Consider the following 19,406-nt stretch of genomic DNA (forward strand, 5'->3'; position numbering starts at 1 on the left):
TTGCTATGCGCTGGAGCAATTGTCTAGTTCGACTATGTATGTGTGCCAGTGTGTTGCTGGTTCCGTTCGCTGCCCAGGCGGCGTCGGAAGATGACCCTTGGGAAAGCATTAACCGTCCGATCTACAAGTTCAACGATGTACTGGACACCTATGCCTTGAAGCCGATTGCGCAGGGCTATCAGTTCATTACGCCGACGTTTCTCTCGGACGGCATTCACAACATGTTCCGCAACATCGGTGACGTCGGCAACCTGGCCAACGACATCTTGCAGGCCAAGCCGCGCGCCGCTGGCGTCGATACGGCTCGCGTGCTGATGAACACCACCATCGGCCTGGCCGGGTTCTTCGATGTGGGCACCAAAATGGGCCTGCAACGCAACGACGAAGACTTTGGCCAGACCCTTGGCCATTGGGGCGTGCCTAGCGGTCCTTACGTGATGCTGCCGTTCTTCGGCCCGAGCACGGTGCGTGATGCGCCGTCCATATACGTCGATAGCTACGCCAAACCCTACCGCTACATGAACGACATTCCGGCGCGCAACATGGCGCTTGGTATGAGCGTGATCGACACCCGTGCCAGCCTGTTGTCGAGCGAGAAGCTGATCACCGGCGACAAATACATCTTCATTCGCAACGCTTACCTGCAGAACCGCGAATTCAAGGTCAAAGACGGCAAGGTGGAAGACGATTTTTAAATCGTCACCCGCGCAACAACAAGAAGGCGGCCATTTGGCCGCCTTCTTTGTTTGAGTTCGTGCTCAATTTATTTTCAGGATTGTAAGCCCAAGTTTCTGACCGCCAGCGTCCTGTTGAGTCACCCAGACCACTTCGGTCTCGGCTTCCAGGCCCTTGAGCGCCGCGTGCTCGGAATCGATGCGTACGTTCAGCTTGTCGCCCACCTGGAACGAACGGGCAGCCCGAACCTGCATACCGCTGCTGGAAAGGTCGATACAGACGGCTGGAATCAAATCGCCAGCGTGAATCAATGTGACATCCGCATCGACCCGCATGCGGATGTAGTCGCGCTTTTCACTGTAGTCACGATCGCTTTGGCTCATGGGCTCGATCCTTCCATTGTGTTGCGGTTTTGACTGTTCTTATAACTCCCGGTGATTTGCGATGTAAAGACGCCTGATGACCATCGGCGTGAGCTTGAAACGCCTCGCGGATGGGAGTACCGTCTGCGCCTTAGAAGGGCACCTCTGATGAACACGCTTGTAGGGCAAATGCTCGAAAGCGGTGCGACAGAGAGGCTAGAAAGCGAATCCAGTAGTGTGTGCCGGGCCGAATGCCCTGCCAGCTACGCCAACCTAATTCTGGCGCCGTTTGCCCACATGCAAAAAACCAGTGCCACGCTGCTGATAATCGATGACGACGAAGTAGTACGCGCGAGTCTCGCGGCCTATTTGGAAGACAGTGGGTTCAGCGTCCTTCAGGCCAGTAATGGCCAGCAGGGGCTTCAGGTATTCAAGAAAAGCCAACCCGACCTGGTGATCTGCGATCTGCGCATGCCGCAGATGGGCGGGCTCGAACTCATTCGTCAAATCACTGACCTTTCACCGCAAACGCCGGTGATCGTGGTGTCGGGTGCCGGCGTGATGAACGACGCCGTCGAGGCCTTGCGCCTGGGCGCCGCGGACTACCTGATCAAACCGCTGGAAGATCTGGCCGTGCTCGAGCACTCCGTGCGCCGGGCCCTGGATCGTGCGCGTCTGCTGCTGGAAAACCAGCGCTATCGGGTAAAACTCGAAACCGCCAACCGCGAACTCGAAGCCAGCCTGAACCTGTTGCAGGAAGACCAGAACGCCGGACGTCAGGTGCAGATGAACATGCTGCCGGTCAGTCCCTGGACGATCGACGAGTTTAAGTTCGCGCACCAGATCATCCCGTCTCTGTACCTGTCGGGCGACTTCGTTGACTACTTTCGGGTCGACGAGCGCCGGGTGGCGTTCTACCTGGCGGACGTTTCAGGCCATGGCGCTTCATCGGCATTCGTGACCGTGCTGCTGAAATTCATGACCACGCGCTTGCTGTTCGAATCCAAGCGCAACGGCACATTGCCGGAATTCACCCCTTCAGAGGTCCTTGGTCATATCAACCGAGGGCTGATCAGCTGTAAGCTGGGCAAACATGTCACGATGGTCGGTGGAGTCATCGACGAGGAGACGGGTTTGTTGACCTATAGCATCGGCGGACACCTGCCGTTGCCAGTGTTGTACACGCCAGACAGTGTGAGTTATCTCGAAGGGCGCGGCTTGCCGGTGGGCTTGTTCAATGAAGCCACCTACGAAGACCACGTTATCGAGCTGCCGCCGGTATTCAGCCTGACGCTGATGTCCGATGGCATTCTGGACCTTTTGCCAGAACCTACACTCAAAGAGAAAGAGGCTGCCTTACCTGAACGGGTAAGAACGGCGGGCGGCAGCCTGGATGGCTTGCGGCAGGTTTTTGGATTGGCCACGCTAGGGGAGATGCCGGATGATATCGCCCTGTTGGTGTTGAGCAGGAATCTTTAATGAGTACCGGTAGAATCCAGTTCGCCGAGCAGGACGGCACCTTCGTCCTGAAGTTCGTCGGTGAAGTTCGCCTGACCCTGTGTTCGGCGTTGGATGCGACTATTGAGCGGATCTTCAGCGCGTTGAATTTCAACGCGATCGTGATTGATCTGACCGAAACCCGCAGCATCGACAGCACCACGCTGGGCCTGTTGGCCAAGCTGTCGATCATGTCGCGGCAAAAGGTCGGCCTGCTGCCGACCGTCGTCACCACCCACGAAGACATCACGCGGTTGCTGGAGTCCATGGGCTTCGAGCAGGTGTTCAACATCGTTGACCGCCCGATTCCGTGCCCGGAATGCCTGACCGATCTGCCTGACCAGGATCAGTCCGAAGAAGTGGTGCGGATCAAGGTGCTGGAAGCGCACAAGATCCTCATGGGCCTGAACGACTCCAACCGCGAAGCATTCCATGACTTGGTGAACGCCCTGGAGCGTCACTGATCCGCTGAATCTGCGCCTTCTTCACCGGCCCCATCGCGAGCAGGCTCGCTCCCACACTAGTTTTGTGTCGATCACGCTACCTCGGTCACGCCACAAATCCCCTGTGGGAGCGAGCTTGCTCGCGATGGGGCCAGGCCTGCCACCCGTTGCTCTGGCGCGAAGCTCATACAATTCCCGCGGCCAAACCGCATAAAAAAGGGCGAACCTGTGAAGGTTCGCCCTTTTTGCGCTTGCCTGGATCAGATCAAATCAGATCAAATCACAGCTTGGCTTGCAGCAGCGCCTCAAGCTTTTCCTGGTCGCGAGCGAACTGACGAATACCTTCAGCCAGTTTCTCGGTCGCCATGGCGTCCTCGTTCGACGCCCAGCGGAACTGCGCTTCGGTCAGGCTCTGACGGGCTTCGCCAGCGTGGCCTGGCGCCAGTTTGCGTTCCAGCTTGCCGGTGTCGGCCGCCAGTTTCTCGATCAGGTCCGGGCTGATGGTCAGGCGATCACAGCCGGCCAGTTGCTCAATCTGATTCAGATTACGGAAGCTCGCACCCATGACCACAGTCTTGTAGTCATTGGCCTTGTAATAGTTGTAGATGCGCGTCACCGACTGCACGCCCGGATCATCGGCACCGGTGTAGTCGTTGCCGTTGGCCTTCTTGTACCAGTCGTAGATGCGGCCTACGAACGGCGAAATCAGGAACACCCCGGCCTCGGCACAGGCAACCGCCTGGGCGAAGGAAAACAGCAGCGTCAGGTTGGTCTGAATACCTTCGCGTTCCAGCTTCTCGGCAGCGCGGATGCCTTCCCAGGTGGACGCGATCTTGATCAGCACACGGTCGCGGCCAATGCCGGCCTTTTCGTACAGCTCGATCAGACGGTGCGCGCGCTTCAATACGGCGTCAGTGTCGAACGACAGGCGCGCATCCACTTCAGTGGAAATACGCCCCGGAATCACTTTCAGAATCTCTTGACCGACCGCGACCCCAAAACGGTCGCTGGCCAGGCCGACGTCGCCTTTGCAGTCGCTGACACAGGCGTTCAGCAAATCGGCGTAGGCAGGAATGGCCGCCGCTTTAAGCAGCAGGGAAGGGTTGGTGGTGGCATCCACCGGTTTAACGCGAGCGATTGCCTCGAAGTCGCCGGTATCGGCCACCACGGTGGTGATTTGTTTGAGTTGTTCCAGCTTGGAAGTCATGAGCGTGCTCTATCCTGTGGGTCTGTTGACATTACCCGAGCGCTGACAGCCACTCAAGGGCGCAAATGCGTAACAACGGCCTGGGCGGCAACAACCTGAGAACAGGCGTTTGAAAGGCCCGGCGCTATCCATTAAATACGATGCTGAAATGGCTTACAGGTTCAAACAACCTGACGGCCAGCGTGAGTCATTTGCAGTTGGCGACCACGAATAGCTGCGCAATGCGCGTCGGTAAAGGGGTTGATGAGATCAGAACCAGCCGTTGCCCGGCACGCGTCATGGCCATATAAAGTTTGCGTGCGTTCTGTTCAAGATCGTCGGCGGAAATCGACTCAGTCTGTACGGTATCTCTGAGCAGCTTCTCAAACCCCAGCAGAAACACCACGCTGGCTTCCAGTCCAGTTGCAGTGTCGACGCTGGAAACACGCAAATTGTCGAGAAGATCCCGCGCGGCGTCTTTACCGTTCAAATCCCAGACTTTAGGTGCGCCAAACCGCTCCTGCAACGCACCCATCAGCAGCTTCTTGTCGATGCTTTGACCGTGAATGACGAGCATGTTGGATAACGCAATCGCATGAGAGTCCAAATGCGCGGCTATTTCATTGCAGGCTTGTTCGATCGAGTCTTGCGGTGACGGGGAGGGCACCAGTAACGGGGCGATACCCGCTTCCATCCCTTCGAAGTCCGGTTGCAGGAAATCATCGGGGTCTGTCTGTGTGAATTCAGCCAATACCTGATTGGCTGCTCGCAAAATTGCCTGTGTGGTTCGATATGACTTGCGTAGCTTTTTGGTTTTGCCGGCGACATCCAGACCCACGCGTTTCCAGCTCAATCGACTCTTCAAAAAGCCCTGGTTGGGGTCTGCGCATAGAAACAGGCTCCCTTCGGATTTCTCGAGTGTGCGCTTGATCAACTGGAACCAGGTGGGGGCGAAGAATTGGGCTTCATCCACCAGAATATGATGATATGTGTCGAGTTTGTCCCATTGGTTTTTCAGGCACAGGTCGCGAGACAGCGAACTCCACAAGCGAAGCTGCTCTTTTCCAAGTCCGGTGATAACACGATTAAATAACGACCACACCTGAACCCGTTCCTCTTTACGTAAAGCAAAACCCTGACCCGCACGCTCGACCGCGAGGTAGCTGTCCTCGGATTCAATCAGGTTTTCATTAATAAAGTCGAACTCGTCCAACAGTTGATCATCGCTGGGCTTGAGCTCTGGGTAATCCTTGCGGTAATGCTTAATGAGCCCTGGTACCTTATTTTTGCTCTTGGGCATCAGGGGGGTGCGTTCGAATACATTCACCCACTGCTGGCGTATCCATGCCAGTGCAGTAACTATTGTCAGGTTGTTGGGGAGCTTTCCATGGGCCCGTTCCAGGCGATGTTTGAGGTCTTTAACCACGGGCACATTGTGGATCAGCATCAGCACCTGTTGTCCTGGAAACCGCTTCGCCAGAATCAGTGCACGATTCGCCGCAATCAGCGTCTTGCCACTGCCAGCGACACCGTTTACCAGGCGCACCGAAAAGTCGCTGGTCGTTTCCGTTTGTTCTTCAGGTAACTCCAAATCGAGTTTACTGGCCCACTCTTGCTGCGTATCCAGGAAATAGCGCGGGGTTTTTACTGAGTTGTCTCGAGCAAAATGCCGTCGAGTGGTGCAGATGCCTGGTATTTCAGCTTCCGGAAAGTAATACCCCAGCACATTCTGACTCGCTTCGTGGCTAAGTGGAGTGAGCAGTTTGGGCAGCACCTCGAGTCCACTTTCCAAAAAGGTTTTTTTCGACATCAGACGTATCCCGCGTTGAGCGCCATAATGCGTCCACAGCGATTTTGACTGATCGGAATCGCAATTCCACATCACCACCAGTTTGCCCATGTTTTGCTCGCCAAGGCGCTCGGAATCGTCAATAGCGTTTAGGGACAAGAGCAGGTTTATGAAATTCTGTTGCTGGCTGGCCCCAAACAGCTGGCCCGGGTCCAGTGCCTCAAAAGGTATTTCACAGAGCATCAGGGCCAGCCATCGATGTTCGGCCTGTTGCAGGAAAAAGTCAGGAGACTTGGGCTGATCAGTAATGCATTTGCGTACCACATAATCATCGTCGAGCTTCCTGAATAGGCGCTTGATCTGTACATGTGCACCGGTACTGCGGTTCCACTCCGGGATAAATATCGTCATACGTCAAATACCACTTTTCGACACTGGCTGATCAAATGGCGATACTGTTCCGCCCACTGTTGAGTGGTGTCGTTACTGCAAACGATACCCTGTGCCAGCTCTGGCCCGATGATGATGAGTTTGGTCATGGCGCGGGTAATAGAGACATTCAGACGTTCAGGCTGAAAGAAAAACTCCGCTACGGCGCCGATAAACACCTCGTCTCCGCTGGCCATAGAGAGAATGATCAGTTCACGCTCTTGCCCTTGCATGCGCTCCACCGTATCGGCAACCACCAGCTTGGCCGCGTCCCGACCAAAGCACTTGATCAGTAGATTTCTGATTGCGCGTCCTTGGGCCCGATAGGGCGACACAATGCCGATTTCATGTAACGGCAAGCCCAGTGCCTTTGCGGTCTGGCACAACTGCACGACTCGCTCGGCGTCTCGGAAATTGCGGTTTTTTGCGCCAGAGTCAGCAGTTGGAATGAACACTGCGCAAGCTTCTGGATCGAACACCTGTGCCAGTGGACCATTCAGATCAGAGCGTTGAAAACGTCGAAGTTTATTGCTGCCAGCCGCACGTAACCGATTGCCGTAATAGGCCTTGCTTGGCCACTCGGTCAGCCATTGGTTCATTCGGTAAGTGTCTTCGAGCATGACCGTGTGATCAGCATCCTGGGAGGTCAATCGCCCGAAAATCGACATTGATTCACCCGAGAGAATGGATCGCGACAACATGACCGGAGGCAATTGTTTCTGGTCACCGATAAAGATAAACCGTTTGGCTTTGCGCATAGCCATCAAGGCCAAGGGCAGCGTGATCTGGCTGGCCTCGTCGAAGATTACGGTGTCGAACGTGTAGTTTTCCAGGCGACTGCACGTAGCAAACGGTGTTGCCCCAATAACATAACCACTACCGTCCTTGGGCCAACGCTTCCAGTTGGCGGGGTCTTGTACCCAGTCCACTGCCTTGTCGAGGTCTTCGGGGCGGCCACCAACTTTGACAGTGGGCACATTGCGCCCGGCAATTTTGCTGAGTGCATTGTTGATGGCCATATGTGTATGGGATGTTACGAATACGCGCTCACCCCGGGCCACCAAAAGCTGCGCAATCAACGCCAGCGCGCGGGTCTTTCCAGTTCCCGGAGGCCCCTGAATACAGGCGACTTGTTCTGCTCCCAACGCAAGTCCAACGGCCTGCGCCTGACGTTCATTACAACCTTCATCCAAAGCAAACTTCTCAGCGTGATCCAGGTCGGCCTCGTTGAACGTGATGTCTGGTGAGTCGCCTAGCAACGGAACAATCACGTTATCGCCCTGGATGCTTGCGGCGATATCCTCCAGTGCCTTCACGTAATAGTGCGTCAGATCCATACCGTCGGGGTCGGCATAGCAAGCACCATCCTGGTACTGATCCCAGATGGTGGACGCCAGTTTTTGACTCAGCAGCCAGCGGCCATCTTCTTCGCGTTCGAACTTCATTCTTGCGCAAAGTACTTCACCGATCGCATGGCCCAAATGCAGACGCAGCATGTCGCCTTCACGAAACCGCGAATCACCTTCGTCGAGATAAGCCCACAGTTGTGTTGCTTCCCCGGCTTTTTCAAGTCGAGTGAAGCCTTGCGTCAAGCCCTTCGTCAGCTTTTGCTCCAGCGGGAGCAGCCATGTTTGCTGAAGTTGCAACGCATTGGCGTCGCGTTCAGCTTCGACAAAGGTGTGAAGTTCCTGGATAAGCGGATGCGGTCCTTGCATAGCGATAACTCGTCCTTAATCATCCATAACATAAGGGAATAGTGTTGCACGATGCGTAAGTATTGCGCGATAAAGCGTCAGATTGCCATCATGGTGAGTTTTTCCGCTATCCGTATTTCAAAAATTCGCCATGAAAAAAGGGGCTGCTTTGATTTCTTCGAGTAGAAATGAAAGTCCGCCCCTTTTCGCGACAGTATCGACCCACTTGAACTCTAACGCCCCTCCAGCAACTCCGCCGCCTGATCTAGCAACGCCAAAGGCTCTTTAGCCTTGTGAATATCCACCGACAACAACTGCCGAAACTTGCGCGCCCCCGGAAACCCGGTGCCCAAGCCCAACACATGCCGAGTGATATGGTGCATCGAACCGCCCGCATCCAGGTGCGCAGCGATATAAGGCCGCAATTGCGCCAACGCCTCGGCCCGCGAAATCACCGGTGCCGTGCTGCCGAATAGTTGCTGATCGACCTCAGCCATCACATAAGGATTGTGATACGCCTCACGGCCCAGCATCACGCCGTCAAAGGTCTGCAAATGCTCGTGACAGGCCTCCAGCGTCTTGATCCCGCCGTTGAGAATAATCTCCAGCTCCGGAAAGTCCGCCTTCAACTGCACCGCTACGTCATAGCGCAATGGTGGAATGTCCCGATTCTCCTTCGGCGACAACCCCTCCAGAATCGCGATCCGCGCATGCACGGTAAAACTGGTGCAGCCGGCATCCCGAACCGTCCCGACGAAATCACACAGCTCAGCGTAACTGTCCCGCCCATTGATCCCGATCCGATGCTTCACCGTCACCGGAATCGACACCGCATCGCGCATCGCCTTCACACACTCCGCCACCAACACCGGATGCGCCATCAGGCACGCACCAATCATATTGTTCTGCACCCGATCACTCGGACAGCCGACGTTGAGGTTTACCTCGTCGTAACCGTGCTCCTGCGCCATGCGCGCGCAGGCGGCCAGATCGGCTGGGACACTACCGCCCAGCTGCAAGGCCAGCGGGTGTTCGGCTTCGTTGTGACGCAGGAAGCGTTCGTGATCGCCGTTGAGCAGCGCGCCGGTGGTGACCATTTCTGTGTAGAGGAGCGCGTGCTTGGAGAGCAGGCGCAGGAAGAAACGGCAATGGCGGTCTGTCCAGTCCATCATAGGCGCAACGGAAAACCGCCGAGATAGCGCAGGGCTTGAGTTTACTGGGCTGGAGTGGGTGTTTGGTACCATTTGGCTCAACGTATTTATAGCGTGTTTTTAGGCGTTTTCAGGCGTTTTTTCGATGGCGCTGGTACAATGTACCAATCACTTTCGGAATTGTACCAGTCGACTATGGCAACGATCAGAGCACGAAAACGCACCGATGGCTCAGTCAGTTACACGGCACAGATACGCCTGTTTCGCGATGGAGCGCAAGTCTACCAAGAGAGCCAGACCTTCGCCCGGAAACAGGCGGCACAAGCGTGGGTGCGGCGACGTGAGGCAGAGCTAGATCAGCCGGGTGCGATTGAGCGGGCGAACCGCAAGGGCGTCACCGTACAGGACATGATCAAGCAGTACCTGGATGAAATGGAGAAAGTCCGGCCGTTGGGTAAAACCAAGGAAGCCACTCTAAATGCTATCGCGGCGACGGAGTTTGGCCAGACCGTTGATTCCGCCATCAACAGTCAGCGATTGGTAGATTTTGCACTATGGCGTATGAGCAAAGAGGGCGGCGGTGTCCAGCCGCAGACGGCCGGCAACGATCTGGCGCACCTTGGGGCTGTCCTATCGATTGCACGGCCAGCTTGGGGTTATGAGGTCGATATCCACGCGATGGCAGATGCTCGAAAGGTGTTGAGAAAGCTAGGTTACAACATGAAAAGCCGCGAGCGGGATCGGCGGCCGACCAAGGACGAGCTGGATAAGGTGCTGGAGCACTTTGTAGGTATTCAGCAACGTCGCCCTAGTTCGATCAACATGCTCAAAGTAACCGGCTTCGCGTTGTTCTCCACGCGTAGGCAAGACGAGATCGGCCGAATGCTTTGGGAGGACGTCGATGAAGAGCGTCAGCGGGTGATGGTGCGGGATATGAAGAACCCAGGCCAGAAGATTGGCAACGATGTTTGGTGTCACCTACCGGATGAAGCTTGGCGCATTCTGAGGAGCATGCCAAAGGAGCGTGCAGAGATCTTCCCCTACAACTCGTCATCGATCGCCACTGCCTGGGCAAAGGCGTGCAAGTTTCTGATGATTGAAGATCTGCACTTCCACGATCTGCGGCACGACGGCGTGAGTCGGTTATTTGAGATGGACTGGGATATCCCTCGAGTGGCCAGTGTTTCCGGGCATCGGGATTGGAATTCATTGCGTAGATACACCCATCTGCGCGGGCGAGGTGACCACTATGCCGAATGGCCGTGGTTAGAGAGGATCATTCAGGCGCCTGTGAAGCTGGGCGCCTGGGGCAAGCAGTAAGTTAACTAGCTCGGCGGAACCCGTTGAGCTGATTGCATTCCTTCACTGCTGCTGCGCGTTGCAGGTCTAGGTAGGCTGCCAAGTCAGTGATGTGGATGCCCTTGGCGCTTTTCTGGCTTGGCTCTAGGCGGGTGATAGGGATTTTAATTTGGCCGGCCATGACTTTGCGCTGAAACATCTCGGTGGTCAGGTGTGTGAAGTAGTCCTTGCACACCTGGTCCAGAGGGATAATTGCCCGACCGCTGTATTGGGCCATCAAGATAAAGGCGGTGTTCATGGGTTGATCTCCTTGGCACGCCGCTCAATGCCGTCGGCCTGGCGCTGCTTGCTGCATTTTCGGTGGTTACCATGTGCTCGCGATTTGTTGCATTGGTCGCAGATGGTTTGTAAATCGAGAGGCGGCATTTGCCCGCTGCGTATTCGGACTGTTCGGCGAAGGACTGTCATGCGGCCTCCGGTGCTACTTGCTTCAGGAGGGCGGCCATTTCGAGCGCTTGATCGCGGAGGGCGAGTGAATCGCGTTCGAGTTTTTTGCCTGTGCGGAATGCGCTGAATGTCTCTGCCGCAATTCTCAGTTGTTCGGCGATGGCCAGCAGAGTCTGGCGTTCTGGTTCCCCTAGTTTTGAGGCGGTCAATGCGTGCTCATAGTGGGAGTGCAGTTGCTTATGGTGGTCCTGCGCCTGATCAAGCAATCGCTTAAGGTCCTGGATCGTCCCTGAGCTATCTGATTGCTGAATGGCCTTGCCTTCGTCGATACCTTCGATGCGGCCATCGTTCAGGCCGCCGCGATAGCCTGCCCAATAGGTAAGGCCAACAAGTACGATCAGAACGATCAGTGCGCAAATCTGAATTGCTGTCATGTGCTGTGTACCTCGGTAAAGCCCGCCGTCAGGATTTTTGGTGAGAGGCTGGCGGCGGGGTGTTACTTGGGGATTAGTTACAGGGTGGCTTCGTACAGCGGTACTTCGCCGATTGCGCTCTGGATCTTCTGGCGAACGGCGTTGTAGGCCTCTTCAAGCACTTTGTCCGGGCGTACCAGTTCGAACCACATTTGCAGGCGGCCTTCCAGAATGCGGTAGCGGAAGCGGGCAGGGACGCAGAAAGCGTCACCACCGAGGAACGGTTTCACGGCGATGAAGAATTGTTCAGGGATGCGCAGTTGGCCTGCTTCGCCGGCACGTCCGTCGATTTCTTCGTTGTAGGTCAGTTGAACTTGGCCGTTGTCGAGGCGGGTGCCTTGGCGGAAGGTGATGTTTTTCTTGGCTTCCAGGGTGCGGCTGATTTCCAGCATATCGGCAGGGCTGGGGTCGTTTGCTTCGTTTGCGCGCTGGGTGATGTCCCTGACGTTCTCTTCGATGAACTCGGCGAACGTTGCTTGATCCATGCGCTTGCGGTCGTTCTCTTTCCAGCGGCCCCACTCAATGCTGGTCGGGCAGCGGTACGTGGCCACGTGGTCGCGCCAGGCAGGGGCGGCTGGCTGGTGGTAGTCGATGACTGCCAAGAAGGTTCGGCCTTCAGGGCCGTTGCAGAATACTGTGGTCGCGTCATCGGCGAAGCGGTTCACGTATGCAATGAAGGACTCGGCATCAAGCACGGTGAGTTTCTGGCGCGTGCGGGTAGGGTTCGGCAGCAGGTGCTCAAGGGAGTGGACACCCACGCCGTCAGGAAGCAAGGAAATGGGTGCTGCCAGCCCTTGATGATCAATCGGTTTGCCGATCGCCTGTGCGAGGGTGACCAGTTGTTGAATGGCTTGTTGCATTGGATGTGCTCCAGTGGATGATGCTGTGGTGAGAGGTTTTCGAAGCAGGCGTTACGGGCTGACGTGGCGCAGTTTTTCCGGTACCGGGTCTTCGCTGACTGTGCGCAACGGCAGGTCCTGTTGCCGTGGGTCGCGGCGGGTCAAGTTGCCCTCGGGGGTTAGGAAGAACAGCGATGTGCCGCGGGACAGGATCGGTTCCTTCGCTTTGACGTCGGCCTTGATGGTCATCTGGCCACTGCCGTCTGGCTTGTAGGTGAGCTTGATGGTCAGTTCACCGCCCTTGCCGGTCTGGCGGATGGCGTCGACGAGGCTGTGTTGGGTTTCGCTGAGTTCATCAAGTAAGCCTCCGGCCTCAATGTCCCGTAACGTGTCGATGAAGGGGCGAGCTTTGCTCATGTGCTGTGCCTCATTGAGTGGATGTTGTCTGCCCCTGGACGGCAGGGGCACCGTTGAATCAGGCTGCTTCCTGCGCCGCTTGGGCGTCGAGGAAGGCGGCCAGGTTGTGCAGGTACACCACTGGTTTAGTCCGGACTGACCTGTGCAGGTGTGTCACGACCAAAGCAATGCGGCCAGCCTTGATCTCACTCAGCAGGTAGCGGTCCGTGCGGATGTGCGAGAAGTACTGTTCCCGCACTGCCGTCAGAGACGGGCAGGGTGTGGCGAACTGCTTGCGAAGCTGGTCGAGGGTATTGCTCATGCAGCGACCTCCCCGAACCCCTCCGCAGGGGGCACCAACTTGAGGCGGATCAGTTCGGCGAGGCTTTCTTTGTTTTTGCCCATTCCGGCGGCGCAGACATTGCCTTTTGCATCAGCGACAACTGCGCCGAATGGATACTCGGGCGAGTTGGTCGGAGTGACATAGGCTATTTGGCCTTCTTGAATTACGTTGTTGACACAGCGAAAGACCTCGGCCAGTTCCACTGTGCGGCAAGGCATGCTGTCCAGCAGGTCAATCGCTTCGCTCGCGGCGCCGAGCAGAGTGGCGCGGCTGACCACGCCTGGGCTGTCCAGGTAGATGGGGATCAGTCTCAGGGCACCGAGGGCTTGGGTGTAGGCATTGAAGTAGTTGGTTTTCATGCGGCGTCCTTGTGCGTGATGGTGATGCCCAGCTTCTTGGCCAGCCATTGCACGCCGGCCTCGGTAACCATCACCACGGCGTAATGCTTGTAACGGTTGGTGGTCCCGATCTGGACGCTACGAGGGTCTGAAAACAGATTGCCGCCGCCACGGTGATGGCTGGCCAGGTCGCCGCTTTGCGTCAGCACGCGGAGCGCGCGCAGTTGCTCACGAAATTTCCGGGGTTTGAGGCCGAGCACTGCGGCGGTTTCGTCCAGGGTGCGGTTCATGGCGCTGTCCTCAGGCGCCTGCTGCACGGGCGTGCAGCGTGTCCACGATGTCGTTGACATTCGTGAACAATTCATCGAAGGAGCCATCGTTTTTCAGCCGCAAGTCGCCAAGAGCAATCTGGATTCCGTTTTCGCTGCTGTGCGGTTTTACGGGTGATGCCACCACGCGATCCATGTGAAGTACTACGCCGCCGCGCTTACGGATGAAGTCCGCTTCGTTGTTGAACCGAACGTCGCTGACGACGAAGCCGCGTGCGGTGTCGTGGGTGCGTGCCAGTAAATCGAGGTTCTGCGCGGCCAGTAGCAGCCACAGTTCAGGGTGCACGCTGTTGCGGCCCCACTCGGTGCCCAGGGACTGCATCAGTTCGCGAGGGGAGCGGCCCAGCCACGGGAGCGGCTGTTCTTTCTGTTCGCCTTCGAAGTCACACGGGCTCAGGTTGAGGATGTGCATCAGGCCATCGCGCAGCGGATCGGCAAAGGCGTAGGACTGGAACCCGTGATGGTTCACCAGGTGCTGGGCTGCGGTGTCTTTGCCGGATCGGGCGCGGCCCGCAAGGCCGATAAGAAGAGGCGTCATGCTGCGTCGCCTCCCCGTGGTCCGATGTCGTCAGTTGCGACAGGGCGGAGAGGAAGGGCGATAGCAGGACGACGGATATTGATGATGACTAGCAGTTCGGTGCGCTGTTGAATGGCTTCGACTGCGGTGGGGCTGGTGATCGCTGCTAGGTGCAGGTACACCGGGCAGCGGGTGTTGCTGTGCTGTGGGGTTTGCATGTCTCGTACTCTTTGGTGAGAGGGATACGGGACTAAAATTAGTGTTAGTGGTTTATTATGTCAATAGTGTTACTGATATTTACTGTTTTATTTATCCGCGAGCACAAAAAAGCCCGCAATTTGCGGGCTCCGTTCAGGTGGGGTTCAGGTGATATTTGTCAGAGGTCTACAATTTTTCGGCGGGCGCGTCCGTAAACCTTCCATTCCTCGGTGATCCTCAGTACCCGATCTGGCCAATCAGGATTAGTGGCGTACAGGTACGCCTCGCCGCCTTCTTCGCTCAATTGTTTAAGGCTGACCGCCTTATCGCTTGTCCGCTTAGCAACAACAAAGTCGCCAGACTTCCATGGCATATCTGGGTCGATCACTACCTTATCGCCAGGCTTGAAATCGGGCTCCATGCTTCTTCCTTCAACGCGCAGGATAAATGCGCGTGGGCCAGCAGGTCCGCCTGCTTCTACCCATTCCTCAGCATCGTCCGCTTGAAATCCTTCATCCGCCTTCAAAAAGGCTACAGCTTTTACATATCCGATCACAGGCAACAGCCTCCCCGCCGGTCCCATATCCGTGGTGTTCCGATGCCAGTCCCCAAAACCGGGGCTATTTATCATCGGAGCGTTATTTGCCGTCATCATCGTTTCTGCCAGCCGAGGGCTGACGCTCTCGGGGGCGAAACGTAACGCACGACTTAGGCTTAACAACGCGGGGAGATTCAGGGGGATCTTGCCTGTCATGTATTGACTGACAGCGCTTTGGCCCGACCAGCCACAGGCCTCGGCGACCTTCTCCTGATTCAGGCTTCGGTCTTCCGCTTTTCTAGCTCTGTAAATGCTTTTGAGCCGTGAGGCTTCTTCAGCAATGTAGGTCGGTTTATTCGTCATGTCGTCGATTCTAGAAGTAGCACTTATATTCGACAAAGAGTGTTAGTGTTTTTTTCTTGCTTGATTTTATGAGTCGAACTAATATTCTGCCCTGCATCCATTCCGAGGAATTGCGAATGACGGTTGAATATGGAACGCCTTTGCGTGAGTTCGCGAAGGGTAAGAGCCAGCTTGAAGTGGCTGGTGTCATCGGCGTGACCCAAAGCGCCGTCTCTCAAATGATTCTCTCTGGACGAGACATCCGAGTGGTCAGTAAAGCTGACGGGGGACTCGGGGCTGTTGAGATTCGTCCGGTTGGCAGTCGCCGAAAACCACTAGCAGCATAAAAAGGTGCCGAGCTGGGGCCTCTCACCAAAGAATCCCCCAGCCCGGCTACGACGATACACAGCACATGCACATCGGTCGTGGTCGTAGGATAGGTCGTACCTATTCGTATGGCTAGGCCGTAAACGGGGTATTTACGGTTATGAGTCGCACAGATCTTTTGCCGGACGCTGGTCCGGTCCTTTCTTTGCGCCATGCGCTTTATCGCGCTGGGCGTGATTATAGGGGTGGCATCACAGCCCTGGCTTTCGACATGGTCATGGATAACGACTCGCTTCAGAAAAAACTGAAGCTCGACGAAGAGCGCCGCTGGCTGACGCCGGACGAGCTGGAAGAGGTTATCCGGCTGACAGCCAGTCCGTTGCTGCTGGACGCTCTGATGCGTCCAGCCGGGGTGGTTTGGTACAAACCAGTTCCAGTGCCTGCAACTTCGGAAGCGCTGAAAGCTGTTGGTAATGTTTTGGGTGAGACTGCAGAGTTCGTATCGAGCATGCATGAAGCAGCCAGGGACAACGTCTGGGAGCTTCATGAGGTCCTCGCGTTGGAGAAGCACGGAGCTGATGTGATCCGCGAAATTCTCGGCATCATGGCGGGTGCCCGTCAGGCGATGGAGGATCGCAAAGATGGCTGACGATATCGATCGTGCTAATGACCAGGCTCAATATCTGCTCGACGTTGCTCTTCAGCGCAGTCGCCGTATCCCTTCAAGTCGCGTCAGCGCGCAATTCTGCGAAGACTGCGATGACCCTATCCCGTTGCTTCGACAGCAGACGATTCAGGGGTGCCAGACCTGTGTCAGTTGCCAGGGGTTGCGGGAGCGGCGCAGATGACTGATCACGACAACCGATTGCCTACTGCTGATTGGGCTCAGTTTTACATTGATACGTTTGGTTTGGCGCTGGTTCCGATTGAGCCTGGTCAGAAAGGCCCGAAAGGAATGGGTTGGAACAAGCCGGGTGGGTATTTCACCGATTCGGCGAAGGCTGCGGCGTTCTGGACAAAGAAGCCTGAGCACAATCTTGGTGTTGTGCTGGGCCCCAGCCGTATCTGTTCTCTGGACGTAGATGACGTGCAGTGGACGCGGCATGTTCTCTATGACCAGCTGGAAATTGATCTTGATGCGATGGCGTTGGCGTTTCCGACGGTGGTGGGCAACCCGGCGCGCTTTCGCATTATGTTCCGCGTCCCTGACGGTCTTGAACTGAGCCGTCATGCGCTGGCATGGCCCAACGAGAAAGATCCTGACGGATCGATACACAAGGCGCTGACCGCCAAGGCAAAAGCCGCGAAGGAAGCCGGTGATGCGGCGGGTGAAGCCGAGGCGCGGGCTGAGGCGGACGAATACCAGCGCATCACGGTGTTCGAGCTGCGCGGTGGGTTGGTGCAGGATGTATTGCCACCATCGATCCACCCGGGCACGGGTAAACCTTACACCTGGCGCACGCCGCCGAGTGTGAGTGATGGTTTGCCGGTGCTGACTCCGGAGTTGCTGTCCATCTGGAGCAATTGGGACATCTTCAAGCGCGATGCCGAGGCTGCGTGCCCGTGGGCGCCCAAGCCGAAAAAGCCGGTGGCCAAGGTCATCAAACGGGCACCGCCAGCGGCGGGCAAGCCGTCGGTGATCGATGAGTTCAATCTCTGCCACGACGTTGAAGAGCTGCTGCGTGCCCACGACTACATCAAGCGTGGCAGTAAGTGGCTATATCCACACAGCAGCACCGGGCTGCCGGGTGTGACGGTCAGCGACGACGGCAAGGTGTATTCGCACCATGGCGCCGATCCACTCGCGAACGGGCATCAGAACGATGCGTTCGAAGTGTTCTGTTTGCTGCAGCATGGCGGCGATCAGGCGCGGGCGGTGAAGGACGCGGCGCGGTTGCTGGGTATGCAGTATTCGTCGCGCCCGGATCCGCGTGATCTTCCCCCCACCCCATCTTGTGACCCGAGCGAGCCGAGCCAGGTCGATGACAGCGCGCCCAGCGAGGCCGCTACGGCTCCAGACGGGGGCGCGGGGGAGGCGCTGACGATTGACCAGGTGCTGCGTCGATTTGCGTTGGTTGAGGGCACAACGCATGTGTGGGACTGCGACCAGTCACGGGTGATGAAGAAGTCGGCTTTTGAGGCTCGAGTGGGCAAGCCGCTGGCCAAGGAGTGGTTGGACAATACGGAAAAACGGTTGATCTCTGATGATCATGTCCGCGATATCGAGCAGTCCCGACGCATGGCGGGAAAGAAGGGCGGTGCGCTGGGCATGCCGCCGACCGATCGTTACGTGTACATCGATGGGACCAAGGACGTTTGGGATCGAGAGAAGAAGCGGCGCATTGCCGAGGGCGCGGTGAAGATGGCGCTGGGCGACACCTACCCGCTGTGGCTGAACAGCAGTGAGCGGCGCACGGTGGATGTCGAGCACATCGTGTTTGACCCGACCATGACCAAAGATCCAGCGGTCTATATCAATACCTTTGATGGCCTGCCGCTGGAACCGCTCAGGGATGATGCCGCATGTGCCAACTTACGGTGGCTGATCTCGTTTCTATGCAACCACGATGAAAATGCAGCGCTCTGGTTGACTCGCTGGTTGGCGTTTCCGCTGCAGCACCTGGGCGCGAAGATGGATACCGCTGTGCTGATGCACTCCAGCATGGAGGGCTCGGGTAAGAGTCTGTTTTTCGCCGATACCATGGGTAAGTTGTACGGCCAGTACGCCGCGACAGTCGGACAGACCCAGTTGGAAAGCAATTTCAACGCCTGGCAAAGCCGGAAACTTTGGGCCGTGTTCGAAGAGGTGGTCAGCCGCGATCAGCGTTACAACCAGGTGGGCAAAATCAAGCATCTGGTGACGGGAAAAACGGTGCGGATGGAATCCAAGTTCATCAATGGCTGGGAGGAATCCAACCATATGAACGCGGTGTTCTTGAGTAACGAGATCATGCCGTGGCCGATCAGTGACAGCGACCGCCGGATGCTGGTGGTCTGGCCCTTGGAGACTTTGCCGGTGGAGCGCCAGAAAGCCATCGGCCAGGAATTGGAGCAGGGTGGTGTCGCAGCTCTTTATGGCTGGCTGTTGTCGGTTGATTTGGGCGACTTCAATCAGCGTACGCGTCCGCCATCCACTGACGCCCGTGAACGCCTGGTAGCCTTGAGTCGGGCCGGTTGGCAGACATTCCTGCATCTGTGGAAATACAGCGAGTTGGGTCAGGGGCTCTGGGGACCATGCCTATCCACTGACCTTTACTCGCTGTTCCTGGAGTGGTGTCAGCGCAACAAGGAACACGTAATGAGTCAGACGAAGTTCTCGCTGTTCATCAACTCCGAAGTGGAAAAAACGCGTTCGATACCTTGGACCGATGGCAGTAATCGCAAGTTTGGTGCGTTCTTCTTTCCGGTTGATCAGGATGCTTCCCTGCCCCCATCACTGAAGTCGGCCGAGCTGGGTGTAATGGTCGTCGCCTGGCGGGCAAGGGCGAAGCTGGCAGGTTGGAATGTGGACAGCTGGGACCACATTAAGGCGGCTGCCGCATGACTACGTCTAAAAGTGTGTTGGGTGTGTCGGGTGTGTGTCGGGTTGGTTTTGGCTACCCAACACAGTTTCAGTCCTTTATTTGCGCGGGTTTCCGGCTGTTGTGTTGGGTGTGTTGGGTTTGGCGTCGCGTGCGCGCATGCGTGACGTTATTTGCACTGAAAACAACGGTAAGACTTTTTTCTTATGCGAGGACAGAAAAACCCAACAAACCCAACACACTCAACTCAAAGTTAATAAGAGTATTGATTTT

22 protein-coding genes are annotated in these 19,406 nt (G+C 56.5%); 8 read left to right on the forward strand and 14 right to left on the reverse strand.

All coding sequences use genetic code 11. From position 1 onward, the window contains the following. Positions 1-5 precede the first annotated feature (5 nt). Complete coding sequence (locus BK658_RS25210; protein ID WP_123584662.1) at positions 6-695, forward strand: MlaA family lipoprotein; 690 nt, start codon at positions 6-8, stop codon at positions 693-695. 63 nt (positions 696-758) lie between these two features. On the opposite strand, the gene BK658_RS25215 is transcribed toward BK658_RS25210, so the two are convergent. Beyond that, positions 759-1,058, reverse strand: coding sequence for a PilZ domain-containing protein (locus BK658_RS25215; protein ID WP_123584663.1), 300 nt, complete (start codon positions 1,056-1,058; stop codon positions 759-761). Positions 1,059-1,334: 276 nt separating this feature from the next. Between BK658_RS25215 and rssB the strand changes: the two genes are divergently transcribed. Both rssB and rssC read left to right on the forward strand, forming a co-directional pair. Then, on the forward strand, positions 1,335-2,516 hold the full coding sequence (gene rssB / locus BK658_RS25225; protein ID WP_123584664.1) for a two-component system response regulator RssB: 1,182 nt from the start codon (positions 1,335-1,337) through the stop codon (positions 2,514-2,516). Further along, entirely contained in the window at positions 2,516-2,998 is a 483-nt protein-coding gene (gene rssC, locus BK658_RS25230) for an anti-sigma factor antagonist RssC (RefSeq protein WP_054593158.1), read from the forward strand. The genes rssB and rssC overlap by 1 nt, the downstream gene beginning before the upstream one ends. Before the next feature lie 259 nt (positions 2,999-3,257). On the opposite strand, the gene tal is transcribed toward rssC, so the two are convergent. From tal to dusA, 4 genes are all read right to left on the reverse strand, one after another. Beyond that, positions 3,258-4,184: a transaldolase gene (gene tal / locus BK658_RS25235; protein ID WP_123584665.1), complete on the reverse strand. Its 927-nt coding sequence runs from the start codon at positions 4,182-4,184 to the stop codon at positions 3,258-3,260. Between the two features lie 187 nt (positions 4,185-4,371). Then, positions 4,372-6,363, reverse strand: coding sequence for a UvrD-helicase domain-containing protein (locus BK658_RS25240; protein ID WP_123584666.1), 1,992 nt, complete (start codon positions 6,361-6,363; stop codon positions 4,372-4,374). Further along, a complete protein-coding gene (locus BK658_RS25245; RefSeq protein ID WP_123584667.1) occupies positions 6,360-8,096 on the reverse strand; it encodes a DEAD/DEAH box helicase in 1,737 nt (578 codons plus the stop codon). Before BK658_RS25245 ends, BK658_RS25240 begins: the two co-directional genes overlap by 4 nt. A gap of 212 nt (positions 8,097-8,308) precedes the next feature. Further along, complete coding sequence (dusA, locus tag BK658_RS25250; RefSeq protein WP_123584668.1) at positions 8,309-9,319, reverse strand: tRNA dihydrouridine(20/20a) synthase DusA; 1,011 nt, start codon at positions 9,317-9,319, stop codon at positions 8,309-8,311. Positions 9,320-9,421: 102 nt separating this feature from the next. Here dusA and BK658_RS25255 point away from each other — a divergent pair, with 102 nt between their 5' ends. Continuing rightward, positions 9,422-10,546 carry a site-specific integrase gene (locus BK658_RS25255; RefSeq protein WP_185019898.1) on the forward strand — a complete coding sequence of 375 codons (1,125 nt, stop codon included), beginning with the start codon at positions 9,422-9,424 and terminating at the stop codon, positions 10,544-10,546. Between the two features lies 1 nt (position 10,547). On the opposite strand, the gene BK658_RS25260 is transcribed toward BK658_RS25255, so the two are convergent. The 9 genes from BK658_RS25260 to BK658_RS25305 form a co-directional block, all read right to left on the reverse strand. After that, the gene (locus BK658_RS25260) at positions 10,548-10,823 is read right to left on the reverse strand and encodes a pyocin activator PrtN family protein (protein WP_123584670.1); all 276 of its coding nucleotides are present in this window, start codon (positions 10,821-10,823) and stop codon (positions 10,548-10,550) included. A gap of 166 nt (positions 10,824-10,989) precedes the next feature. Beyond that, positions 10,990-11,406 carry a hypothetical protein gene (locus BK658_RS25265; protein WP_123584671.1) on the reverse strand — a complete coding sequence of 139 codons (417 nt, stop codon included), beginning with the start codon at positions 11,404-11,406 and terminating at the stop codon, positions 10,990-10,992. Positions 11,407-11,483: 77 nt separating this feature from the next. After that, positions 11,484-12,305 (reverse strand): YfdQ family protein, encoded by an 822-nt coding sequence (locus BK658_RS25270; RefSeq protein WP_123584672.1) that lies wholly within the window; start codon positions 12,303-12,305, stop codon positions 11,484-11,486. Positions 12,306-12,356: 51 nt separating this feature from the next. Continuing rightward, positions 12,357-12,701, reverse strand: coding sequence for a hypothetical protein (locus tag BK658_RS25275; RefSeq protein WP_123584673.1), 345 nt, complete (start codon positions 12,699-12,701; stop codon positions 12,357-12,359). Positions 12,702-12,759: 58 nt separating this feature from the next. After that, positions 12,760-13,002, reverse strand: a complete 243-nt coding sequence (locus BK658_RS25280; RefSeq protein ID WP_123584674.1) for a pyocin activator PrtN family protein — start codon at positions 13,000-13,002, stop codon at positions 12,760-12,762. Continuing rightward, positions 12,999-13,382, reverse strand: coding sequence for a hypothetical protein (locus BK658_RS25285; protein WP_123584675.1), 384 nt, complete (start codon positions 13,380-13,382; stop codon positions 12,999-13,001). The genes BK658_RS25280 and BK658_RS25285 overlap by 4 nt, the downstream gene beginning before the upstream one ends. Continuing rightward, positions 13,379-13,651 carry a hypothetical protein gene (locus BK658_RS25290; protein ID WP_123584676.1) on the reverse strand — a complete coding sequence of 91 codons (273 nt, stop codon included), beginning with the start codon at positions 13,649-13,651 and terminating at the stop codon, positions 13,379-13,381. The genes BK658_RS25285 and BK658_RS25290 overlap by 4 nt, the downstream gene beginning before the upstream one ends. 10 nt (positions 13,652-13,661) lie before the next feature. Next, positions 13,662-14,228: a deoxynucleotide monophosphate kinase family protein gene (locus tag BK658_RS25295; RefSeq protein ID WP_123584677.1), complete on the reverse strand. Its 567-nt coding sequence runs from the start codon at positions 14,226-14,228 to the stop codon at positions 13,662-13,664. A gap of 355 nt (positions 14,229-14,583) precedes the next feature. Next, positions 14,584-15,306: a helix-turn-helix domain-containing protein gene (locus BK658_RS25305; protein WP_259740134.1), complete on the reverse strand. Its 723-nt coding sequence runs from the start codon at positions 15,304-15,306 to the stop codon at positions 14,584-14,586. A 116-nt stretch (positions 15,307-15,422) separates the two neighbouring features. Here BK658_RS25305 and BK658_RS25310 point away from each other — a divergent pair, with 116 nt between their 5' ends. The 4 genes from BK658_RS25310 (at position 15,423) to BK658_RS25325 (ending at position 19,156) form a co-directional block, all read left to right on the forward strand. Further along, positions 15,423-15,632, forward strand: coding sequence for a Cro/CI family transcriptional regulator (locus tag BK658_RS25310; protein ID WP_123584679.1), 210 nt, complete (start codon positions 15,423-15,425; stop codon positions 15,630-15,632). A gap of 140 nt (positions 15,633-15,772) precedes the next feature. Continuing rightward, complete coding sequence (locus tag BK658_RS25315; protein ID WP_123584680.1) at positions 15,773-16,261, forward strand: phage regulatory CII family protein; 489 nt, start codon at positions 15,773-15,775, stop codon at positions 16,259-16,261. Further along, complete coding sequence (locus BK658_RS25320) at positions 16,254-16,460, forward strand: TraR/DksA C4-type zinc finger protein (protein ID WP_123584681.1); 207 nt, start codon at positions 16,254-16,256, stop codon at positions 16,458-16,460. Before BK658_RS25315 ends, BK658_RS25320 begins: the two co-directional genes overlap by 8 nt. After that, positions 16,457-19,156: a bifunctional DNA primase/polymerase gene (locus tag BK658_RS25325; protein WP_123584682.1), complete on the forward strand. Its 2,700-nt coding sequence runs from the start codon at positions 16,457-16,459 to the stop codon at positions 19,154-19,156. Before BK658_RS25320 ends, BK658_RS25325 begins: the two co-directional genes overlap by 4 nt. Positions 19,157-19,406: the final 250 nt, after the last annotated feature.

Source organism: Pseudomonas brassicacearum (genome assembly GCF_003732175.1).
Lineage (GTDB): Bacteria > Pseudomonadota > Gammaproteobacteria > Pseudomonadales > Pseudomonadaceae > Aquipseudomonas > Aquipseudomonas brassicacearum_G.